Here is a 19,113-nt window from a genome sequence, read left to right as displayed (position 1 = left end):
CTAACTCCCAAATACTTGTTGTAATTTTGCTTTGGTTTTAGGGCCAGGAATACCATCAACTTCTAGTTCATGTTGGTACTGAAATTCTTTTACCCCAATGCGTGTTTTTTCCCCCATGACGCCATCAACTTTACCGCAATTAAACCCCAACATATTACAACGTCCCTGCACGCCAGAAAGCGTGTCGATTGGATCTAGGTTGCCTATTTGTACCGCAAAGCTTTTAGTTGGTGTGGTGTCACCTGCTTTTAAATATAAATCGACGCTGCCAGTAAGTGCGTCATTATTATTAAGCTCTACTTCGATAAGCCCATCACTTTGCAATACGGTATCGATTGTTTGGCTGCCAATATTAAGCACGACACGTTTACCCGCAATATCCTCGCCATCGTCATACGCTACTTTTAGGCGAAAATATTCCTTTTCATCGCGAACCACAAAAGTGTTTTTACTACCTGTTTTTAGCGGCATGAATTTTTCGGTTTTTTGCGGGATCTTGATAATGTCACCCGGAAAAATTAAATTAGGATCAGGGCGTAGTGCTTTAAATTCAGCATTACTAGGGTGGTTATACAAGGCGGTTGAGGTTTTATAACCATATTGACGTGCTATGCGTAACAATGTTTCGCCTTGCGCAACGGTGTGTTGGTGTACCATTGATATATCCTTATATCTAAATATAAACCGCTGTTAGGTGATATGACCTACAGACCAGTCATGATCGGCAAGTTCAAAAAAACTCACTTTGGCGTTTTCAAAGTCAGGACCAGACACATTGGCGTAGCCATTTTGATCGAGCTGGCCGGTGATAACGTGGCCATTACGCAGGCGAATTTTATAGCCCATGTTGGCTTGCGGTGCGCCGGCTTCGTCAAGCAATTCGATTTCATACGCTAATGTCGGCTGCTCAACTGTAAACGTGGTGGTGTCTACTGCACCACTGGCAGTAACAACCACGGTATAAACACCTGGTTTTACAGAAAAATAATGCTGCCAAAACGATACTTCATCTGGGCGCTTTTTATCGAGTTGCAAGGTTACTTGCCCGTTAGTTGGCCCTTGCCATTTAATAACCACAGTGCGACTGTTGCTACTTGAGCCTTCAATATTAAGTTTCCAGCCATCAGGTACTCGTAAACTGGTGCCTGAGGTTGCAGGTTTACGACTGCTAAAACCTAAGTTGTAGTCGTAAATTAAGTTAGCATTTTTATAGCCGGTATATTGCTGGGCAAGTTGCTCTACAGTTTCACTTGCTTGTAAAAGATGGGTAGAAAAACTTTGCCTAACTTGATGCGATGCTTTTAACTGCACCGTACTTTGTAAAACGGGTTTGTATATACACACTGCGGGCAAATGAATTTCAACTACGGTTGGCTTTGAAGTGCGGCTATGTTGCTGCATTGATTGGGCAATATATTTTGCTTGCCCTTCACCGTACTGGCTATTAAGCAGTGCTGGGGTTGCTAAAAAACCGGCTTGTTGAGAGTCACTTAAAAAATGCTCTGATACTGAATAATCAGGTGTAGCATTAGCTCCACCAGATGAGGAAAACTTAGTGGTATTCACAGGCTCTTTTGGATAAACAGCCAAGCCTTGCGCAGTATTTTTATAGCTGTTGTAGCTGACTTTTCGCCATGTTTTTTCATTTATCCAAAATTGGCTGCGGGGATCATCACGAAGCCGTGCGGCTTGACGTTTATCGATTACACCATACTGATTATCTTGAATAAGCCGTTGGATTTTTTTCGGTAATAGAGTGAATTCAGCACGCCTGACGTACGTAAACGTTACAACAGGTGGTGTAATTACTTCGTCTTTAATTTCATCAAAAATATGGGCATGTTGAAAGTCCACCGCGTCCTTGGTGAGCATGTGCGTCCTCGCTTTCTTTATTACCTAGCTTTAATTAACTAGGTACAAATGTAGTTGCCAATAATAAAGAAATAGGAACAAAAAATCTACAAGCATTTATACTGATTATGCGCTATCGGTTTTATTCTCTCTTACATAATTACTTGCACCACGAGTAATATAACGTAATTGCCATATAACGCGCTCAACCAGTTCATCACGTTGCTGACCTTCAATATCAAGGGCTTCGGCGCCAGCGTTAAACACTAACGTTACCATAGCCTCTGCTTGAATATACGCTTGGCTTGCATTACACGGTGTTTCACTTTCAAGATAATGTGCAAGTTCTAAAATAAAATGCTTTATTTCACGAGCTACAGCGGCGCGAAACGCTTTAGAAGTGCCAGATCGCTCACGCAGCAGTAGCCTAAATTGATTGCTCGAATTATCAATAAACTCCATAAAAGTAACCACAGAAGTAGTAATAACACTACCGCCACTGGCTATGCGGCGACGAGCTTGACGCATTAGCTGACGCAGCGTTAAACCCGCCTCGTCAACCATCGTTAAGCCCAGTTCATTCATGTCTTTAAAATGGCGGTAAAACGAGGTAGGCGCAATCCCCGCTTCACGAGCTACTTCACGTAAACTGAGGTTCGAAAAGCTATGATCAGCACTAAGTTGATTAAATGCCGCCTCAATTAGAGCTTGTCGTGTTTTTTGTTTCTGTTGCGCGCGAACACCCGACATAAACTACTCCTGATTTAATTAAAATCAATTTATGGTGATTTTTATCTTAATTCCCCAGTCTAATACTTGACGGCAAGAGAATGAAATATTATTTTAGCTTACAAGTGTACGCTCAGATTTTTTAAGATGAAAAAACCACCTATTATCTGGACTAACGTCCTATTTTTCAGTATTACCTTTTTGGCAGCCGCCATCTTAGTTCCTTGGTATGGATTTACCAATGGCTTTAGCAGTGCGCATTGGATCGCCTTCGTTGCGTGTATGTTTTATGCTGGTATGTCGATTACCGCTGGCTATCATCGCCTTTGGGCACATAAAACTTATGATGCTCACCCAATTATTGAATTTATCTTCGCTTTAGGCGGTGCCTTTGCACTACAAAATAGCGCGTTACATTGGAGTAGTGATCACCGTGTTCATCATGGTCAGGTTGATGATCCAGTAAAAGACCCTTACGCCGCAACCAACGGTTTTTGGTATAGCCATATAGGGTGGATGCTACGTGACTACCAAGGCGACAGCTATGGTGATTACTCTAACTGCCGTGACTTACAACGCAATAAAGTAGTGATGTGGCAGCATCGTCATTATATGAAACTAGTTCTGGCAACTAATATTGGTATTCCCCTGTTACTAGGTTTAATGATAGGCGATGTAATTGGTATGCTATTATTAGCAGGGTTGTTACGTTTAGTATTAAGCCAACACTTTACCTTTTTTATTAATTCAGTTGCGCACATTTGGGGGTCACGCCCTTACACTGAGAAAAATACAGCACGAGATAACGGCTTTTTGGCTCTGTTTACTTACGGTGAAGGTTATCATAATTTCCACCATATTTTTGCCAGCGACTATCGAAATGGCATTAAATGGTTTCATTATGATCCAACAAAATGGATGATCCGCGCCTTTGCCAGTGTTGGATTGGCAAAGAAATTAAAACGTACACCAGTTGAACGTATCGAAAAAGCCAAAGCCGAAACGTTAATGAACAAAACACAAAACCGTTTAGCTAAATTGCCTTTAGCGCAAGATAAGCTTACATTATTGCAGCAAGAGTACGATTTATTGCTAAAAAAGCTACAACACTTTTGTGCACTAAAAAAGCAAGTATTAGAAGTTAAAAAGAATAACATGCTGCAACAATGCGAAAAATCGGCTTTAATGGCACAATATCATGAGTTGGAAGCTGCCTGGGAAAATCAAAAACAGGCATGGCTTGCACTAAATGCGAGGTTATTAAAAGCCTCTTTTAGTTAATGTAGGAGTGGCTGTGGCCAAACAACAAGTAAAGAAAGAGCAACAATCGTTTCAATATGATGCGATTATTATAGGCACAGGTCCTGGCGGTGAAGGTACCGCCATGAACCTATCTAAAAGCAACAAGAAAGTAGCCGTTATTGAACGCCAAGAAGGTGTTGGTGGCGGTTGTGTACATTGGGGTACTATTCCTTCAAAAGCGCTACGTCATTCTGTGAGCCGCTATATCGAATATAAAGCAAACCCATTATTTAATATCGGCGAACGCCCTAGTCGCTTAACATTCCCTGATATTCTGCGCCACGCCAGTTCAGTGATTTCTAAGCAGTCAAATCTGCGCAGCAGTTTTTACGATCGTAACCGGATCCACCTATTTCAAGGTGATGCTAGCTTTGTAGATAAAAACACAATTGAAATTACGCGTAATGATGGTTCGACTGAACGATTAACAGCTAAAACAATTGTTATTGCAACAGGTTCTCGCCCATATCGTCCACCAGAAGTAGACTTTACCCATTCGCGCATTTACGACAGCGATACTATTTTAGGGCTAGAACATGACCCTCACCGCGTATTAATTTATGGTGCTGGGGTTATCGGTTGTGAATACGCATCAATCTTTAAAGGGTTAGGGGCGAAGGTTGATTTAGTGAATACCCGTGACCGCTTGTTGGCATTTATGGATGCTGAAATATCAGATGCCCTAAGTTATCACTTTTGGAATAGCGGCATTGTTATTCGCCATAACGAAGAATTTGATCGCGTTGAAACTCGCGACGATTGTGTAGTGATGCATTTAAAATCAGGTAAACGCGTCAAAGCAGACTGTATTTTATTTGCCAATGGTCGCACCGGTAACACTGACGGTTTAAACCTTGAAGCTGTAGGCTTAAAAGCAGATGGTCGTGGCCAGTTAAAAGTCAATGAAACCTACCAAACAGAGGTTGATAACATTTATGCCGTGGGTGATGTTATTGGCTACCCAAGCCTTGCCAGTGCTGCATTTGACCAAGGTAGAATTGCCGCCGATGCCATAGCTTGTGGCAATTGCGATGAAAAACTAATTATTGATATTCCGGCAGGCATTTATACCATTCCTGAAATGAGTTCTGTCGGTAAAACCGAACAACAGCTTACTGCGGCTAAAATACCGTACGAAGTAGGCCGTGCGCAATTTAAGCATTTAGCACGAGCGCAAATTGCCGGTACTGAAGTGGGTAGCTTAAAAATATTATTTCATACCGAAACGAAAGAAGTATTGGGTGTCCATTGCTTTGGTGAGCGCGCCTCTGAAATTGTTCACATCGGCCAAGCCATTATGGAACAAAAGAATGGCGGCAATAACATTGATTACTTTGTAAATACCACGTTTAACTACCCAACCATGGCTGAGGCCTACCGTGTTGCTGCGTTAAATGGTTTGAACCGCTTATTTAAGTAACCCATATTTAAAAGCGTTTAAAAGACAACAAAAAGCCCGCTAACATTAGCGGGCTTTTTACTACGTAAATAACGAGTGGCTCGTTATTCTAACGGTTATTATTTATGATATTGCGCACTTAACTCATGTACGGCATTGATAAATACGCCGGCATGTTCAGGGTCTACATCTGGCGTAATACCATGGCCTAAGTTAAATACATGGCCATCACCGGTACCAAAGTCTTCAAGTATTGTTGCTACTTCTTGGCGAATGCGATCAGGTGTACCATGCAGCATTGATGGATCCATATTACCTTGTAATGCCACTTTATCGCCAACACGACGTTTAGCATCACCAATGTTGATAGTCCAATCAAGACCTACGGCGTCACAACCTGTTGCTGCGATTGCTTCTATCCATTGGCCACCATTTTTAGTAAACAGCGTTACAGGCACTTTACGGCCGTCATATTCACGAATTAAGCCATCAACAATTTTGTGCATATACTGCAAAGAGAACTCATTATAATCACGTGGGCTCAATACCCCACCCCATGAGTCAAACACCATTAACGACTGTGCACCCGCTTTAATTTGTGCATTTAGGTAGTCGATCACTGAATCTGCTAACTTATCAAGTAACAAATGTAATGTTTGCGGCTCTGCAAACGCCATTTTTTTTATTTTGCCAAATACTTTGCTACTACCGCCCTCAACCATATAAGTGGCTAAAGTCCAAGGTGAACCAGAGAAACCAATCAGTGGTACTTCGCCTTTTAATTCACGGCGAATGGTGCTTACTGCATTCATTACATAGCCAAGCTCATCGGTTGGATCAAGCTTTGGGATCTTTTTTACATCAGCTAATGATGAAATAGGGCGCTCAAACTTAGGACCCTCACCTGTTTCAAAATACAAGCCTAAGCCCATTGCATCTGGAATCGTTAAAATGTCGCTGAATAAAATAGCAGCATCTAGCGGGTAACGACGCAACGGTTGCAGGGTTACTTCGCAAGCTAGCTCAGCATTTTTACACAAGCTCATAAAATCGCCCGCTTGTGCACGTGTGGCACGGTATTCTGGTAAATAGCGCCCTGCTTGGCGCATCATCCATACCGGAGTTACATCAACAGGTTGTTTTTGTAGTGCACGTAAATAACGGTCGTTTTTTAATTCGCTCATGCGTAAGAGATCCTAAAGCTGTTATGAAATTGCGCAGATTGTATCACCATATCGCACCGTGCTCTATTGCAATGTACTTGCCGATGATACAGATCAATGGTTTTATTTTACGCTTAAAATTCAAGCAACAAAAAATAACATTTGAAATTTTTCATTAATATGTTTGCAACATTACAAAAAGCTTGGTATAACTTGTTCCGCGTTAACAATAAAAACAATAAAAATTATATAACAACAAAAATAAAAATCTTCCCATAACAATAAGAAAGCTTGTTTTAACAAGTCATGGAAAAGAAATTAAACCACCATTTATGGTGGTTTTTTCTTGCCCAGAACAATTGCAAAGTAGTAATAATAACTACCTATATATCAATATATTAACCTTTTATTACTAAATTATTTAAAAAATGTGTTGATCTTTTCTGCATATTTCATTGTTATAGAAGAAACCAACCCAGCTAAGGAGAAAGATAATGCTGACGCGTTTGGAAAAAGCTCAACAAAAATGGGGTGGTAGCCACACCGTTATCGATAAATGGCTTACAGAACGTCAAGAGCTGTTAGTTTTATATTGTCGTATTGCTGGCTTTTCACCGTATGATCAAAAAGACCACGCTTTACCAGATCAATTACAGATCCAAAATTTTTGCCAAATCTTGATGGATTACTTATCTGCTGGGCACTTCGAGGTGTATGACGACATTGCCAAAGCATGTGAACAAAAAGGCCCTAGTAGTCAAAAGCTTGCCAATGAACTTTATCCACGAATTTCAGAAACCACCGATACTGCTCTTGATTTTAATGATAAATATGCAGAAGTAGATAAAGAAGATTTACTCAATGACTTTGATCATGACTTATCAAAACTAGGCGAAGCTCTTGAGCTGCGCTTTGAATTAGAAGATGAATTAATCGATAATTTGTATTCTAATCATACCTAAATAGCACCACTATGCTGTAGCAAGGAGCTCTGCTCCTTGTCTGTTTTCTACCTGTTGCCTTACCGATAAAAATTAAATATTCCAAACCACCCCAAATAATTGAAATTTATATTTCCATAATGTAATGATAGAGCCATTGTGTATAAAAATAACAAAGGCTCGCTATGAATAAACGTACATTTTTAAAATCTGTATCACTTCTCAGTGCTGGATTACTCGCAGGTAATAGCGTGCAAGCAGTCGCTAATTCATCAAACCACAACGTATTAAGTTTGAAAAAACCTACCTCACTACCAAGAAAGGGGACTATTGGCGTAGTCAGTCCATCCGCGGCAACTGCAAATCAAAAAGATATTATTTTAGCCAAGCAAGTAATAGAAGCGCTTGGTTACAAAGCAAAGTTAGCTCCTAATATTATGGCAAGACGCGGCCACCTTGCCGGTACAGATACACAGCGTGCTGACGATCTTAATGCGCTGTTTAACGACAGTAGTGTTGATGCTATTTTTTGCTTGCGAGGCGGCTCAGGGGCTGCGCGTATCTTGCCATTACTGGACTATGCCATGATCCGTGCTAACGCCAAACCGCTAATGGGTTACTCTGACATAACTGCATTACACAATGCACTGCTTGCTAAAGCGGGCATTGTTAGTTTTCATGGCCCCAATGCATCAAGCAGCTGGAACCGATTCCATGTTAAGCAGTTTCAGCAAATGTTTGAGCAACAAACACGTATGCATTTTAGCAACCTACCTAAGGGCGAAGACGAATTGGTAAATAGCCAATACCTGACCCAAACAATCACTCCTGGTAAAGCAACAGGACAACTGATTGGAGGTAATTTAACCGTACTAACCGCTTTAGCAGGCTCAACTTATTTACCTGAGTTTGACGGGGCGATTTTATTTTTAGAAGATATTGATGAAGCACCTTATCGCATTGATCGCATGCTTAGCACATTAAAACTCATGGGGGCGCTGGATAAGATAGCCGGCTTTGTATTTGGCGATTGTAACGACTGTACACCGGGTCGAGGTTATGGCTCATTAACGCTTGATGAAATTTTTGCAGATTATATTAAGCCACTGGGCATTCCCGCTTATCGCGGTGCGATGATTGGCCATATTAAGCGACAATTTATTTTACCCGTCGGCACACAAGTTGAAATTAATGCGGATGCCGGCACGTTGACTATGAAAGAGGCGGCCTTCAGCTAAAATTTACACAATAAAAAAGGGGCAAGTGAGCCCCTTTTCAATCCAGAATAACTAATTATTCTGCCGCAGCAGCTTGCTCTTCGTTTTGAATTTCAAGTAGTTCTACTTCAAAAACAAGTGTTGAGTTAGCTGGAATTTTACCTAAGTCACGGTCGCCGTAAGCAAGTTCAGCAGGAATGGTGAACTTGTACTTAGAGCCAACGGGCATAAGTTGTAAACCTTCAGTCCAACCAGCGATTACGCGGTTAAGAGGAAAAGTTGTTGGTTCGTTACGTGAATAAGAGCTGTCAAATTCAGTACCGTCTAATAAAGTACCTTTGTAATGTACTTTAACTACATCTGTAGCAACTGGCTTTTCACCATCACCTTCAGTGATCACTTCATATTGAAGGCCTGATTCAGTCACTGTAACGCCTTCTTTTGCAGCATTATCAGCTAGGTATTTTTCACCTGCAGCTTTGCTTTTTTCAGCTTCAACTTTCGCATGAGCTTCTTGCTTAGTACGTACAGATGTATCAAGTGTAGTTAATACTTCACGAATTTTTTCTTCGTCAAGTTTTGCTTCGCCAGCAAGTGCATCTTCAAAACCACGAATAAGCAATGCTTGGTCAAGCTCAATACCTAACTCTTTTTTATCAGCTAAATCTTTATTTAAAAAGTTACCAACTGATGCACCGATACCGTATGCTTGTTGTTGTGCTTCAGTATCTAGCTTAACGGGTGCTGCTTGTTCTTGTTTTGCTTCTTGATTACAAGCTGTTAGCGCAAAAACTGACGCTGCAATCAATGACAATTTAATCGTCTTTTTCATTTTAAATCTCCGACACACTTTGCAGATGTCATTTATTGTATTATTACTAGTTAATGATTAACGGCCCGTGATAGGCTACTTATCTAATTTCTGATTGTAAGCTACCGCGCACTTTCAAGTTATTAGATAAACAACCTTGGCCTTCAACGTGCCCTAGTCTAACCTCTCAATCACTAAGAGTTAAGGGGAAATACCTGTAATATGTCGATATTTCGTACTTTTTTGTATCTTCTGTGCTGCACCTTGCTAATTGCCTGCTCAGAACAAAAAGACCAAGCGACTGCAAGCTATGAGCATGCAGCTAGAGGCTCCTTTGCCTCAGCAGTATCTCATGATGGCAAATACAGCCTGATCTCATCCATACACCATGGGGTCGCCCTATGGGATAATCAACAGCAAGTGCTAAAATACCAATGGTTTCAGCAACAAGCCCAAGATAGCCTAGTTCACACTGTCGCCATTGCGTATGACAATAGCCATGCTGTCACCGCAGAAAAAACCACCTTTGCTGTTTGGGATATTGCTAGCGGAAAAAATACCGGCTATTACAAAATCAAAACCGCCACCATTCGAGATATCGCCATCAGTAACCAAGGTCGCAGCGTTTTATACGGTCGCAGCGACGGCGTGGTTGTTTATCTCGAATTAGAGACCGGTAGACGCATAGAGTTCCTTGGTCATCAAGAAAAAATTAACGCGGTCGATTTATCCCCCAATGGACATTTTGCCCTCAGCGGCTCTAACGACTACGTAGCCTATTTTTGGGATACTCGAACAGGGCAAGTGATCCATCGCTTTAATCACCCAACCAGAGTGACTCAAGTAGCCCTTGATCCACAAGGTCGCTATGCATTTACCGCCGACAGTATGACACAGGCACATGTATGGCAGCTGACAACGGGTGATCTTGTTAGTAAACTGGCGTATATTGCCCGACAAAGAATTTTCACTGCGGTTCGCTTTAATGATGCAGGCACCTTACTTGCTACCGGCTCACCCAATCGCTTGGTTGATTTATGGCAGTTAGATACGGGTGAAAAAATTCAGAGTTGGCATGTCACCCCGCGCGAAGGCAGCAGACCTAAATCAGCGGTGGTGCTTGATGTTGCTTTTACTGACAACGATACCAAGTTGTTAACCGAAAGCTCCAGCGGAGTCGCTGAGCGCTTTATTAGACGAGATAAAAATGAACACAATTGAACATCGCTTAATGGAACTTGAAGCCAAAGTCGCTTTTCAAGATGAAACGATTGATATTTTAAATGACGAAATTAAGGTGCACCAGCAGCTGTTAGCGAAGATGAAACGCCAAACAGAGCTACTGGCTGAAAAAATTAAAGAGTCGCAATCAGCGCCGTCGATGATGTCAAACATGCCAGAGCCACCACCGCCGCATTATTAATTAGCGCGGCTTAATCGCCCGGTTTAAACACGCCGATTACTTGCTCAAATTGGCGTGTTGATGCTTGTACTGCCTGTTCTGGCTGCGCCATTTTATGGCCGCACTGCATGCACTCAACTTTTTCTACGTCATGCTCTTTATAAAGCATCATCATATCCATTGTTTTACACTCTGGGCAGGTTGCTCCAGCAATAAATCGTTTTTTCTGCTTCACTACGCTTTCTCACAGTTTGAAAAGAAACTCGCCGCATTTTAACCCAATAACTGTTCAGTTGATACGCTAGCAATTGAAATATAGCCCAGCTTCCGTGCTATGATAGCGCCAAGTTCACACAGGCACAGTAAAGCGCATAATACATGATCCAGATCTCAGAAATTGAATTACTCCGCGGCGGTAAAGCACTGCTTAAAGATGCATCGGCTACCTTATTTCCAGAGCACAAAGTCGGCCTCGTTGGTGCAAATGGTTGCGGTAAATCGACGCTTTTTAGCTTATTAAAATCTGAGTTACAGCTTGATGCGGGTAATTGCAGTATTCCAAAGGATTGGTCGATTGCCTCGGTAAAACAAGAAACCCCAGCACTTGAAATAAGTGCCATTGACTATGTACTACAAGGCCATCCAGATTATTACGCATTACGTATTGCTCTGCGCGAAGCTGAACAAAATAACGATGGCGACACGCAAGCCAAAGTTCATATCCAGTTAGAAAACATCAAAGGCTACAGCATTGAAGCCAAAGCCGGTGAACTGTTGCATGGTTTAGGTTTTGCCAATAACCAAATCGAAAACCCTGTGAGTGATTTTTCCGGTGGTTGGCGTATGCGCTTAAACTTAGCTCAAGCACTTATTCGCGATGCTGATTTATTATTACTGGATGAGCCAACCAACCACTTAGATTTAGATGCCGTGTATTGGCTCGAACGCTTTTTACGTGCTTACACAGGCACCTTGGTATTAATATCACATGACCGTGAGTTTCTGGATGCCGTGGTCGATCAAATTTGGCACATTGATAAGCAGCTGATCAATGTCTACAAAGGTAATTACTCGCAGTTTGAACGTCAAAAAGCTGAGCGTTTGTTGCAACACCAAGCGATGTTTGAAAAACAACAAGAACAAATTGCTCACCTTGAGCAGTTTATTACTCGCTTTAAAGCAAAAGCAAGTAAAGCTAAGCAAGCACAAAGTCGTGTTAAAGCCCTTGAACGCATGGAAAAGCTCGCCCCCGCTCACGCTGATTCCCCCTTTGACTTTGAGTTTGCGGAACCTACAGCATTACCAAACCCATTGATGACGCTCGATAAAGCACAAGCCGGCTATGGTGATGTGACAATATTACACAGTATAAAGCTCAACTTAGTGCCAGGTAGCCGTATTGCTCTACTTGGTCGTAATGGTGCAGGTAAGTCTACCCTAATAAAGTTGCTCTCTGGCGAGTTACAACCGCAAGCTGGTGAGGTGTTCCAACATCAAGGTTTAAATATAGGTTACTTCGCCCAGCATCAGCTGGAGTCACTAGATTTAAAAGCCAGCGCCGTCACTCATTTACAGCGTTTAAATCCAAAAGCAAGCGAGCAATCACTACGTGACTTTTTAGGTGGTTTTGCCTTTATAGGTGATAAAGCCCTTGAGCCAGTTGCACCGTTTTCTGGTGGCGAAAAAGCCCGCCTAGTTTTAGCTATGCTGGTTTATCAAAAACCTAACTTACTGCTACTGGATGAGCCAACCAACCACCTTGACTTAGAAATGCGTCACGCACTGGTTATGGCATTACAAGGCTTTGAAGGCGCAATGGTAACCGTATCCCATGACCGTCACATGCTAAAAAATACTGCCGACGAATATTACTTAGTCGACAACGGTGAAGTAACCCAGTTTGGCTACGATTTAGACGAATACTACCAATGGCTACTCAATGCTAATAAAGAAGCGGCAAAAGCCACGCAAGCTGACGATGAGCCTAAAGCAAACTCGCAAGTAAATCGCAAAGAGCAAAAGCGCCTAGAAGCCGAGTTTAGAAAAGCCGTTCAACCACTTAAAAAACAGATTGAAAAGCTTGAAAAGCAACTCGATAAATACTCAGCCGAATTAGCTGAAATCGAAGAATCACTTGGCGATAACGAGCTTTATAACGATGACAACAAAGCAAAACTCAAAGAGTTACTCGCTAAACAAGCGACATTAACACCCAAAGTAAATGACATCGAAGAAGAGCTACTTATGGCCCTTGAAGAAATGGAAGAAAAAGAACAGGCCTTTGCCGATGAACTTGCTTAACGGCGATGATTTTTGGCAGTTTGCATGTCAGCTTTATAGCGAAGATGGCATGCAAGCACGCCTGTTAGATTATCAAAACCAGCAAGGTAAAAACGTTAACCTATGCTTGCTACTGTACTATTTAGATTCTCTCAATCTCACCATCAACAAAGCCCAGCTAAACAAACTTGAACAATGCATTAGTGAATTGGATCAACAGGTATTAACACCCTTGCGTGCCACACGCGCTTATTTAAAAGCAAATCAAACCACGATTTCAGATTATGCTGCGATTCGTAAAAACCTGCTCAGCGCCGAGTTAAAGCTGGAAAAGCAACAACAACAGTTGTTAATAACCACAATTAATAGCTTTGATCTAACACCTTGCAGCACGCCAAGTAACACAAAGCTCTATTTGTAAAAGCTCTCATGTAGGTCGCGCTTTAGCGCGTTAATTTTAATAACGAAATAATTCATGGCTAAAGCCGCTTACCACCAGTAGTCATATTTTGTTGAAGAAACCTACTTTTGTTGCAAATAAATTTTTAACTCCCCCTCATTTACTTCTCATTCTGTTCTCTTTGTGCAAAAAGATCTTTAACTGACTTACAGCAAAAATTGTCGCCATAAATGACGACCTACAGCAATTCATTACCTTGTAATTTTCCTCTCGCTAGCTGACTTGATCCAAATCAACTTCTGTATCACTGCTAATCAACTTAGGAAAATAGCTTGATCTGGATCATACCAAGCTCAGCTAAGCCAGCCTATGATTAACCCATAGACATCAGGAGGCAAGTTATGGACGTATTCTTTAGAGATTTTTTTAGCGACCCAGTACTATTTTTATCATTTGGTTTTTTAGGAATAGTAATCAGCTTATGCCTTTTCTTTGTGTATTTCTTTATGAAAAAAATACACGATGCAGATATCCCCAATTAGAATTAAGCACGACGCGCAAAGCCCCTATCAAGTTATTTGATTAGGGGCTTTTTATTGCCAAAAATTTGTTACACTTATACTTCAATTAGCTAGGTAGTCGTCAATAATGCTTACAAATTTCAAGCCTGCGTGGTGGATGAGTAATCGTCATGTGCAAACCATTATGCCGCGTTTTTTTCGCCCTTTTCATAATACGCGTTATCAATTAGAGCTGCTTGATACCCCAGATGGTGATTTTTTAGAACTTGCTTGGTCGTTACCAAGAAATGACGATGCACCGCTGGCCATTGTACTGCACGGCCTTGAGGGCAATATAAACAGCTTTTATGCCAAAGGTATGATGAAAGCCCTAAAAAAGCAGGGGTTTAGCGTTGTTTTAATGCATTTTCGTAATTGCTCAACGCAAGTAAATCGCCTCCCTCGCGCGTACCACAGTGGTGAAACTGGCGATCTCGATTTTTTTATCAAACAACTTAAACAACAATTTCCAAATCGCCCGTTACTGGCAGTTGGCTTTTCACTCGGTGGCAATGTACTTGCTAAATATTTAGGCGAACAAGGCCAACAGTGCAGACTTGATGGCGCAGCTGTGGTGTCGGCTCCTTATGAGTTGTCGGCATCATGCCAAGTAATACGAAAGAGCCTAGCAAAAATTTATCAAAAATATTTGCTCGACCGAATGAAGAAATCCATGCAACGCAAACTGCCACAAATTGAGCAACAAATCGATTTAACACCCAAGCAATTAATGGAAATTAATGATTTATGGCAATTTGACGACCAACTAACCGCTCCTTTGCATGGTTTTTCTGGTGCTGAGGATTATTACCAACAAGCTAGTGCCAAGCCCTATTTAAAACACATAACCACACCGACGTTAATTGTGCACGCTAAAGACGACCCAATGCTATCGATTAAAGCCGTACCGAGCAGGCAAGATGTGAGTGAACATGTTACGCTACGCATCTCAGAAAAAGGCGGCCATGTTGGTTTCATTACGGGCAGTAACCCATTTAAACCGGTTTACTGGTTAGAGCAAATCGTGCCTGAGTACTTCAATCAGGTAGTTAAAAAAGAGCAGTTATGATCATTCCACACCAGCAACTCGATAAAGACACACTCTATAACTTAATCGAAAGTTACGTTTTACGTGAAGGCACCGACTACGGTGAACAAGAATTTAGTATTGAAGCAAAAGTGGCGCAAGTTAATCAGCAATTAAACGCTGGCGAAGCGATGGTGTTCTTCTCTGAACTACACGAATCAGTCACCATTATCTCTAAGAGCGAGTTTAAGGCGCTACAAAGTGAAGAGCAGTTTAACGAGTAAACTTGTCAGCCGCACGATAAAACTTCACAATGGCTCTTTTACTTCAAGAGCCATTAAAAATGATAAAACTAAGCTCAATAGTTGTTGCTATTTCTCTAGCTCTTAGCAGCCAAGTGAATGCAGATACAACTACCCCCTCTGATAAAGCTATCAAGCTCACACAAGAAACCATTTTAATCGATACGCACATTGATGTTCCATACCGTATTCACAAAAGCTGGGCAGATGTAACCAAAGCCACTGACGACGGTGATTTTGACTACCCTCGCGCCGTTAAAGGTGGTTTAAATGCGCCGTTTATGTCGATTTATATTCCTGCTAATTTAGAATTTGAAGGTAAAGGAAAAAGCTACCAACTAGCGAATCAACTCATTGATAGCATGGAAGCGATTGCACAGCGTGCACCAGACAAATTTGCCATTGCAAGCTCTACCTCTGATATTAAAACGCAATTTAAGCAAGGCAAAATGTCACTAGCAATGGGTATGGAAAATGGCTCGCCAATTGAAGGCGATATGAAAAACTTACAACACTTTTTTGACCGTGGTGTGCGCTACATCACTCTTGCCCATTCACAAAGCAACCATATTTCTGATTCATCTTACGATATTCGCCGTAAATGGAAAGGCTTGAGCCCATTTGGTAAAAAGCTGGTTACTGAAATGAACAATATCGGTATGCTGATTGACGTATCGCACATCTCAGATGATGCGTTTTACCAAGTAATGGAGCTATCTAAAACCCCTGTAATTGCCTCACACTCGTCGCTGCGCAAATATACGCCGGGCTTTGAGCGTAACATGGATGACGATATGCTACTTGCACTGAAAAAAAATGGCGGGGTTATCCAGATTAATTTTGGTTCAAGCTTTGTCACAGCCAGCTCCCGTAATTGGTATGATCAGCTAAACAGTAAAAAAGACTCGGCGAAAAAACAAGGCACTAAATTAAGTAAAGATTTTGACGCGGCGTATCGCGCTAAAAATCCATTCCCGTTTGCAAGCCTTGCACAAGTGCTTGACCATATCGATCATGTTGTTGAGTTAATTGGTATCGATTATGTCGGTATTGGCTCTGATTATGACGGTGTGGGTGATTCATTGCCAACTGGCTTAAAAGATGTTTCAAGCTATCCTAACCTAGTACAGGGTTTGATGGATCGAGGCTACAGCAACACTGATATTAAAAAAATACTCAGCGGCAACATGCTACGCGTATGGCAGCAAGCCGAAGCGTATGCGAAAAAACATTAATCTGTACATTTTAAGCTCTGGGCAACCGGAGCTTACACAAAGCCATTGAAAAACTCATTTTTGTACCTGCCTTTCTACATATTTTAACAGAACTTTTTCGCCAAAATGGGTAAATTAGCGTTTTATCTTTGGAGCACATTTTTAATGCCTATCAATAAGGGCTCTGTAGCAATTGTTATCGCCACAATTGCCATTGCTATATCATGTTACGGTACTTTTTTCGCAAAACATGTAGTAACCCCACATGCAAAACAAAACGCTATACACCAAAATGGTTCAGAAATAGTGGTCACTAACATTCCGTTAAATAACGACTATAACGAGCTATCTATCGATCTATTAAATAAAAAGATTACCGCCTTACAATTACAACTCGCTAATTTGCAAATGCAAAACCCAGCATTTGAGGAAGCGACCAATCACGACGAATTTAAAGAGCTGGTAATTGCGGTACTCAATGAAAAAGATCAGCAAGAAGCCGAAAAAATGCGTAAAAGTAACCCTTTATATGACTTTTATGCTGATTTACCAGAAGATTATGACTTACGTTTAAAGTCAGAACCGGCCTATGCCGAAAATATGGCGGTACAATTACGACAGCAAATTCTTGACCCAAATGCCAGTGATATTGATAGATTAGCAGCGCTAGCTCAATTACAAATGAACTTATATATTTTAAATCAAGCCAACATACCTGAGTATGATTATGAAGTTTTTAAAAATGTATTAGATCTGGCCGATAATAGTCATGATGATAAATTTAAAATTCAAGCCATAGAAATTACAACTCAATCGCCAGTGCTTGATTATCGTTTAGCTGAACGCTTTACGGCACTGCTAGAGCAAGATTCTAACGATTATATTCGTCGTTTGGCAGGGCAAGGCTTAGTAACTCAATTCTATCAAGCTCAGAGCGAGAGAAGCGACTATAGCCAACAGATTGCACAACACATTCTATCGCTATATCAAGACTCTGCCGACGATAACGTCTATTCGGTATTAAACGAAATGATTGGCAATGAAAACATGCTAGCAGAGCTGCAAAAATACGCTGATGGCGGTAGTTAAAAGCAGATCACTACAAGCAGAAGCTTTGGAATATAAAAAATTCATACTAATGAGCATGAAGCTACTCGTTGTTCTGACTATACTTTGCATAATTAATTAGCTGCATTAGATCCATAATCGACTATGCGCACTATTAAAACGAGCAGCGGTATCAACATTAGCTATCAAGATAGCGGAGAGCTTGCTGCTCCCGTTATTATTTTGATAATGGGACTCGGTGCGCAATTAACAGTATGGCCTGACGAACTGTATTATGGCTTAGTGAATAATGGTTTTCGGGTGATCCGATTTGATAACCGCGACACGGGGCTTTCAAGCCAACTTGGGCAGCTAGGCAACCCAAACCTATTTAAGATATGGTTAAGCAAACGCCTCCCCGTCGCTTCTCATATCCCTTACACTCTGGATGATATGGCGAATGATGTACTGGAGTTAATGGCTGCGCTAAAAATTAAAAAAGCGCACCTAGTCGGCGCATCAATGGGTGGCATGATTGCGCAACTTATTGCCGCAAAAAATAAGAAAAAGGTTTTAAGTTTAACCTCAATTATGTCGAGCTCAACTAAACCTAAACTCTCGGCAGCTAGCTTGAAATTATTCATACAGCTTGCTAAACATCGTCCGCGACGTGAAAACCGTGACAGTGCTATTCATTACAATATCAAACTAAATCAACTAATAGGCAGCCCCGCTTATCCACAAGATGAACAAACACTACGTAAACAAGCTACATTAGGAGTGGATAGAGCACACAACCCCCAAGGTTTTTACCGACAACTCGCAGCCATTGCCGCCAGTGATTGTAGGCAACATTTAATGCCGAAGATCAAAGCTCCAACATTAGTTATTCACGGCAGCTCAGATCCTGTCATGCCTGTGGCCGCAGGAAAACAAACCGCACACCAGATACGCAAAGCAAAATTAAAGATAGTAAACGGGATGGGCCACGACTTCCCGCCAGCATTAATGGCAAAAATGACCAAGTGGATCAGTAAACACGTTAAAAAAGCAGAGCAAAAGCGCGCACTGAAAAAGAACAAGCGGTAAGCGGTAAGCGGTAAGCGGTAAGCGGTAAGCGGTAAGCGGTAAGCGGTAAGCGGTAAGCCAAAAAGCTGCTCGTAGCAAGTTACTATGTCAACAATTAAAAAGCACTCGGGCAGCTTAAAACTTACGGCTTAAAGCTTACAGCTCAAATCGCAGGCATTAAAAAAGGTCACCGAAGTGACCTTTTTCTAATAATTAACTTAAACGTTAATTATTACTCTACGATAGTTGCTACAAAGCACCTACGCCTAAGGTAATAGCGCCACCTTCACATGACGTAAATCGCAGACATTAAAAAACCCGAGACTAGCCTCGGGTTTTTTTAGTATTAATTAGCTAGGCTAACTATTACTCTACGATAGTTGCTACAACACCAGCACCT

At 41.4% G+C, this 19,113-nt stretch carries 19 protein-coding genes; 13 read left to right on the top strand and 6 right to left on the bottom strand.

The annotated features are described in order from the left end of the window. From PHAL_RS0113650 to fabR, 3 genes are all read right to left on the bottom strand, one after another. Positions 1 to 657: a PGRP and LysM peptidoglycan-binding domain-containing protein gene (locus PHAL_RS0113650; RefSeq protein ID WP_016708982.1), complete on the bottom strand. Its 657-nt coding sequence runs from the start codon at positions 655 to 657 to the stop codon at positions 1 to 3. A gap of 33 nt (positions 658 to 690) precedes the next feature. Continuing rightward, the gene (locus PHAL_RS0113645; protein ID WP_016708981.1) at positions 691 to 1,872 is read right to left on the bottom strand and encodes a DUF4397 domain-containing protein; all 1,182 of its coding nucleotides are present in this window, start codon (positions 1,870 to 1,872) and stop codon (positions 691 to 693) included. 105 nt (positions 1,873 to 1,977) lie between these two features. Then, entirely contained in the window at positions 1,978 to 2,601 is a 624-nt protein-coding gene (fabR, locus tag PHAL_RS0113640) for an HTH-type transcriptional repressor FabR (protein WP_016708980.1), read from the bottom strand. Between the two features lie 126 nt (positions 2,602 to 2,727). Here fabR and PHAL_RS0113635 point away from each other — a divergent pair, with 126 nt between their 5' ends. Beyond that, positions 2,728 to 3,861: an acyl-CoA desaturase gene (locus PHAL_RS0113635; protein ID WP_016708979.1), complete on the top strand. Its 1,134-nt coding sequence runs from the start codon at positions 2,728 to 2,730 to the stop codon at positions 3,859 to 3,861. Positions 3,862 to 3,874: 13 nt separating this feature from the next. Then, the gene (sthA, locus tag PHAL_RS0113630; RefSeq protein ID WP_016708978.1) at positions 3,875 to 5,302 is read left to right on the top strand and encodes a Si-specific NAD(P)(+) transhydrogenase; all 1,428 of its coding nucleotides are present in this window, start codon (positions 3,875 to 3,877) and stop codon (positions 5,300 to 5,302) included. A gap of 98 nt (positions 5,303 to 5,400) precedes the next feature. Here the strand turns inward: sthA and hemE are convergent, their stop codons facing one another. Next, positions 5,401 to 6,465 carry a uroporphyrinogen decarboxylase gene (gene hemE / locus PHAL_RS0113625; protein WP_016708977.1) on the bottom strand — a complete coding sequence of 355 codons (1,065 nt, stop codon included), beginning with the start codon at positions 6,463 to 6,465 and terminating at the stop codon, positions 5,401 to 5,403. A gap of 473 nt (positions 6,466 to 6,938) precedes the next feature. On the opposite strand from hemE, the gene PHAL_RS0113620 reads away from it, so the two are divergent. Both PHAL_RS0113620 and PHAL_RS0113615 read left to right on the top strand, forming a co-directional pair. Beyond that, positions 6,939 to 7,406: an Rsd/AlgQ family anti-sigma factor gene (locus PHAL_RS0113620; RefSeq protein WP_016708976.1), complete on the top strand. Its 468-nt coding sequence runs from the start codon at positions 6,939 to 6,941 to the stop codon at positions 7,404 to 7,406. Between the two features lie 164 nt (positions 7,407 to 7,570). Further along, positions 7,571 to 8,623: a S66 peptidase family protein gene (locus PHAL_RS0113615; RefSeq protein WP_016708975.1), complete on the top strand. Its 1,053-nt coding sequence runs from the start codon at positions 7,571 to 7,573 to the stop codon at positions 8,621 to 8,623. A 55-nt stretch (positions 8,624 to 8,678) separates the two neighbouring features. On the opposite strand, the gene fkpA is transcribed toward PHAL_RS0113615, so the two are convergent. Next, on the bottom strand, positions 8,679 to 9,434 hold the full coding sequence (gene fkpA, locus PHAL_RS0113610) for an FKBP-type peptidyl-prolyl cis-trans isomerase (protein WP_016708974.1): 756 nt from the start codon (positions 9,432 to 9,434) through the stop codon (positions 8,679 to 8,681). A gap of 201 nt (positions 9,435 to 9,635) precedes the next feature. On the opposite strand from fkpA, the gene PHAL_RS0113605 reads away from it, so the two are divergent. Together PHAL_RS0113605 and PHAL_RS0113600 are read left to right on the top strand one after the other, a co-directional pair. Continuing rightward, positions 9,636 to 10,634: a WD40 repeat domain-containing protein gene (locus PHAL_RS0113605; protein ID WP_016708973.1), complete on the top strand. Its 999-nt coding sequence runs from the start codon at positions 9,636 to 9,638 to the stop codon at positions 10,632 to 10,634. Next, the gene (locus tag PHAL_RS0113600; protein ID WP_016708972.1) at positions 10,621 to 10,836 is read left to right on the top strand and encodes a SlyX family protein; all 216 of its coding nucleotides are present in this window, start codon (positions 10,621 to 10,623) and stop codon (positions 10,834 to 10,836) included. The genes PHAL_RS0113605 and PHAL_RS0113600 overlap by 14 nt, the downstream gene beginning before the upstream one ends. Before the next feature lie 10 nt (positions 10,837 to 10,846). Here PHAL_RS0113600 and PHAL_RS0113595 read toward each other — a convergent pair whose 3' ends face one another. Beyond that, positions 10,847 to 11,050 (bottom strand): YheV family putative zinc ribbon protein, encoded by a 204-nt coding sequence (locus PHAL_RS0113595; protein ID WP_029216159.1) that lies wholly within the window; start codon positions 11,048 to 11,050, stop codon positions 10,847 to 10,849. Positions 11,051 to 11,193: 143 nt separating this feature from the next. Between PHAL_RS0113595 and PHAL_RS0113590 the strand changes: the two genes are divergently transcribed. The 7 genes from PHAL_RS0113590 (at position 11,194) to PHAL_RS0113560 (ending at position 18,734) form a co-directional block, all read left to right on the top strand. Further along, on the top strand, positions 11,194 to 13,116 hold the full coding sequence (locus PHAL_RS0113590) for an ATP-binding cassette domain-containing protein (protein ID WP_016708970.1): 1,923 nt from the start codon (positions 11,194 to 11,196) through the stop codon (positions 13,114 to 13,116). Beyond that, positions 13,103 to 13,516, top strand: a complete 414-nt coding sequence (locus PHAL_RS0113585) for a TIGR02444 family protein (RefSeq protein WP_016708969.1) — start codon at positions 13,103 to 13,105, stop codon at positions 13,514 to 13,516. Before PHAL_RS0113590 ends, PHAL_RS0113585 begins: the two co-directional genes overlap by 14 nt. Before the next feature lie 627 nt (positions 13,517 to 14,143). Next, the gene (locus PHAL_RS0113580) at positions 14,144 to 15,124 is read left to right on the top strand and encodes a hydrolase (protein WP_016708968.1); all 981 of its coding nucleotides are present in this window, start codon (positions 14,144 to 14,146) and stop codon (positions 15,122 to 15,124) included. Beyond that, entirely contained in the window at positions 15,121 to 15,366 is a 246-nt protein-coding gene (locus PHAL_RS0113575; protein ID WP_016708967.1) for a YheU family protein, read from the top strand. Before PHAL_RS0113580 ends, PHAL_RS0113575 begins: the two co-directional genes overlap by 4 nt. Before the next feature lie 59 nt (positions 15,367 to 15,425). Continuing rightward, positions 15,426 to 16,619, top strand: a complete 1,194-nt coding sequence (locus PHAL_RS0113570; RefSeq protein WP_029216158.1) for a dipeptidase — start codon at positions 15,426 to 15,428, stop codon at positions 16,617 to 16,619. A 144-nt stretch (positions 16,620 to 16,763) separates the two neighbouring features. Continuing rightward, the gene (locus tag PHAL_RS0113565; protein WP_029216157.1) at positions 16,764 to 17,687 is read left to right on the top strand and encodes a hypothetical protein; all 924 of its coding nucleotides are present in this window, start codon (positions 16,764 to 16,766) and stop codon (positions 17,685 to 17,687) included. A 123-nt stretch (positions 17,688 to 17,810) separates the two neighbouring features. Beyond that, the gene (locus tag PHAL_RS0113560) at positions 17,811 to 18,734 is read left to right on the top strand and encodes an alpha/beta fold hydrolase (RefSeq protein WP_016708964.1); all 924 of its coding nucleotides are present in this window, start codon (positions 17,811 to 17,813) and stop codon (positions 18,732 to 18,734) included. The last annotated feature ends 379 nt before the right edge of the window (positions 18,735 to 19,113 follow it).

It is taken from the genome of Pseudoalteromonas haloplanktis ATCC 14393, from assembly GCF_000238355.1.
In the GTDB taxonomy this organism is placed as follows: Bacteria; Pseudomonadota; Gammaproteobacteria; order Enterobacterales; family Alteromonadaceae; genus Pseudoalteromonas; species Pseudoalteromonas haloplanktis.
This window is presented reverse-complemented; position numbering and strand designations above follow the sequence as displayed.

Coding starts and splice junctions, on each gene's coding strand:
- PHAL_RS0113575 (WP_016708967.1), top strand. CDS start 15,121: ATGATCATTCCACACCAGCAACTCGATAAAGACACACTCTATAACTTA.
- PHAL_RS0113590 (WP_016708970.1), top strand. CDS start 11,194: ATGATCCAGATCTCAGAAATTGAATTACTCCGCGGCGGTAAAGCACTG.
- PHAL_RS0113570 (WP_029216158.1), top strand. CDS start 15,426: ATGATAAAACTAAGCTCAATAGTTGTTGCTATTTCTCTAGCTCTTAGC.
- PHAL_RS0113650 (WP_016708982.1), bottom strand. CDS start 657: ATGGTACACCAACACACCGTTGCGCAAGGCGAAACATTGTTACGCATA.
- fkpA (WP_016708974.1), bottom strand. CDS start 9,434: ATGAAAAAGACGATTAAATTGTCATTGATTGCAGCGTCAGTTTTTGCG.
- PHAL_RS0113600 (WP_016708972.1), top strand. CDS start 10,621: ATGAACACAATTGAACATCGCTTAATGGAACTTGAAGCCAAAGTCGCT.
- PHAL_RS0113615 (WP_016708975.1), top strand. CDS start 7,571: ATGAATAAACGTACATTTTTAAAATCTGTATCACTTCTCAGTGCTGGA.
- PHAL_RS0113585 (WP_016708969.1), top strand. CDS start 13,103: ATGAACTTGCTTAACGGCGATGATTTTTGGCAGTTTGCATGTCAGCTT.
- PHAL_RS0113580 (WP_016708968.1), top strand. CDS start 14,144: ATGCTTACAAATTTCAAGCCTGCGTGGTGGATGAGTAATCGTCATGTG.
- hemE (WP_016708977.1), bottom strand. CDS start 6,465: ATGAGCGAATTAAAAAACGACCGTTATTTACGTGCACTACAAAAACAA.
- PHAL_RS0113645 (WP_016708981.1), bottom strand. CDS start 1,872: ATGCTCACCAAGGACGCGGTGGACTTTCAACATGCCCATATTTTTGAT.
- PHAL_RS0113635 (WP_016708979.1), top strand. CDS start 2,728: ATGAAAAAACCACCTATTATCTGGACTAACGTCCTATTTTTCAGTATT.
- PHAL_RS0113565 (WP_029216157.1), top strand. CDS start 16,764: ATGCCTATCAATAAGGGCTCTGTAGCAATTGTTATCGCCACAATTGCC.
- PHAL_RS0113605 (WP_016708973.1), top strand. CDS start 9,636: ATGTCGATATTTCGTACTTTTTTGTATCTTCTGTGCTGCACCTTGCTA.
- PHAL_RS0113620 (WP_016708976.1), top strand. CDS start 6,939: ATGCTGACGCGTTTGGAAAAAGCTCAACAAAAATGGGGTGGTAGCCAC.
- PHAL_RS0113560 (WP_016708964.1), top strand. CDS start 17,811: ATGCGCACTATTAAAACGAGCAGCGGTATCAACATTAGCTATCAAGAT.
- fabR (WP_016708980.1), bottom strand. CDS start 2,601: ATGTCGGGTGTTCGCGCGCAACAGAAACAAAAAACACGACAAGCTCTA.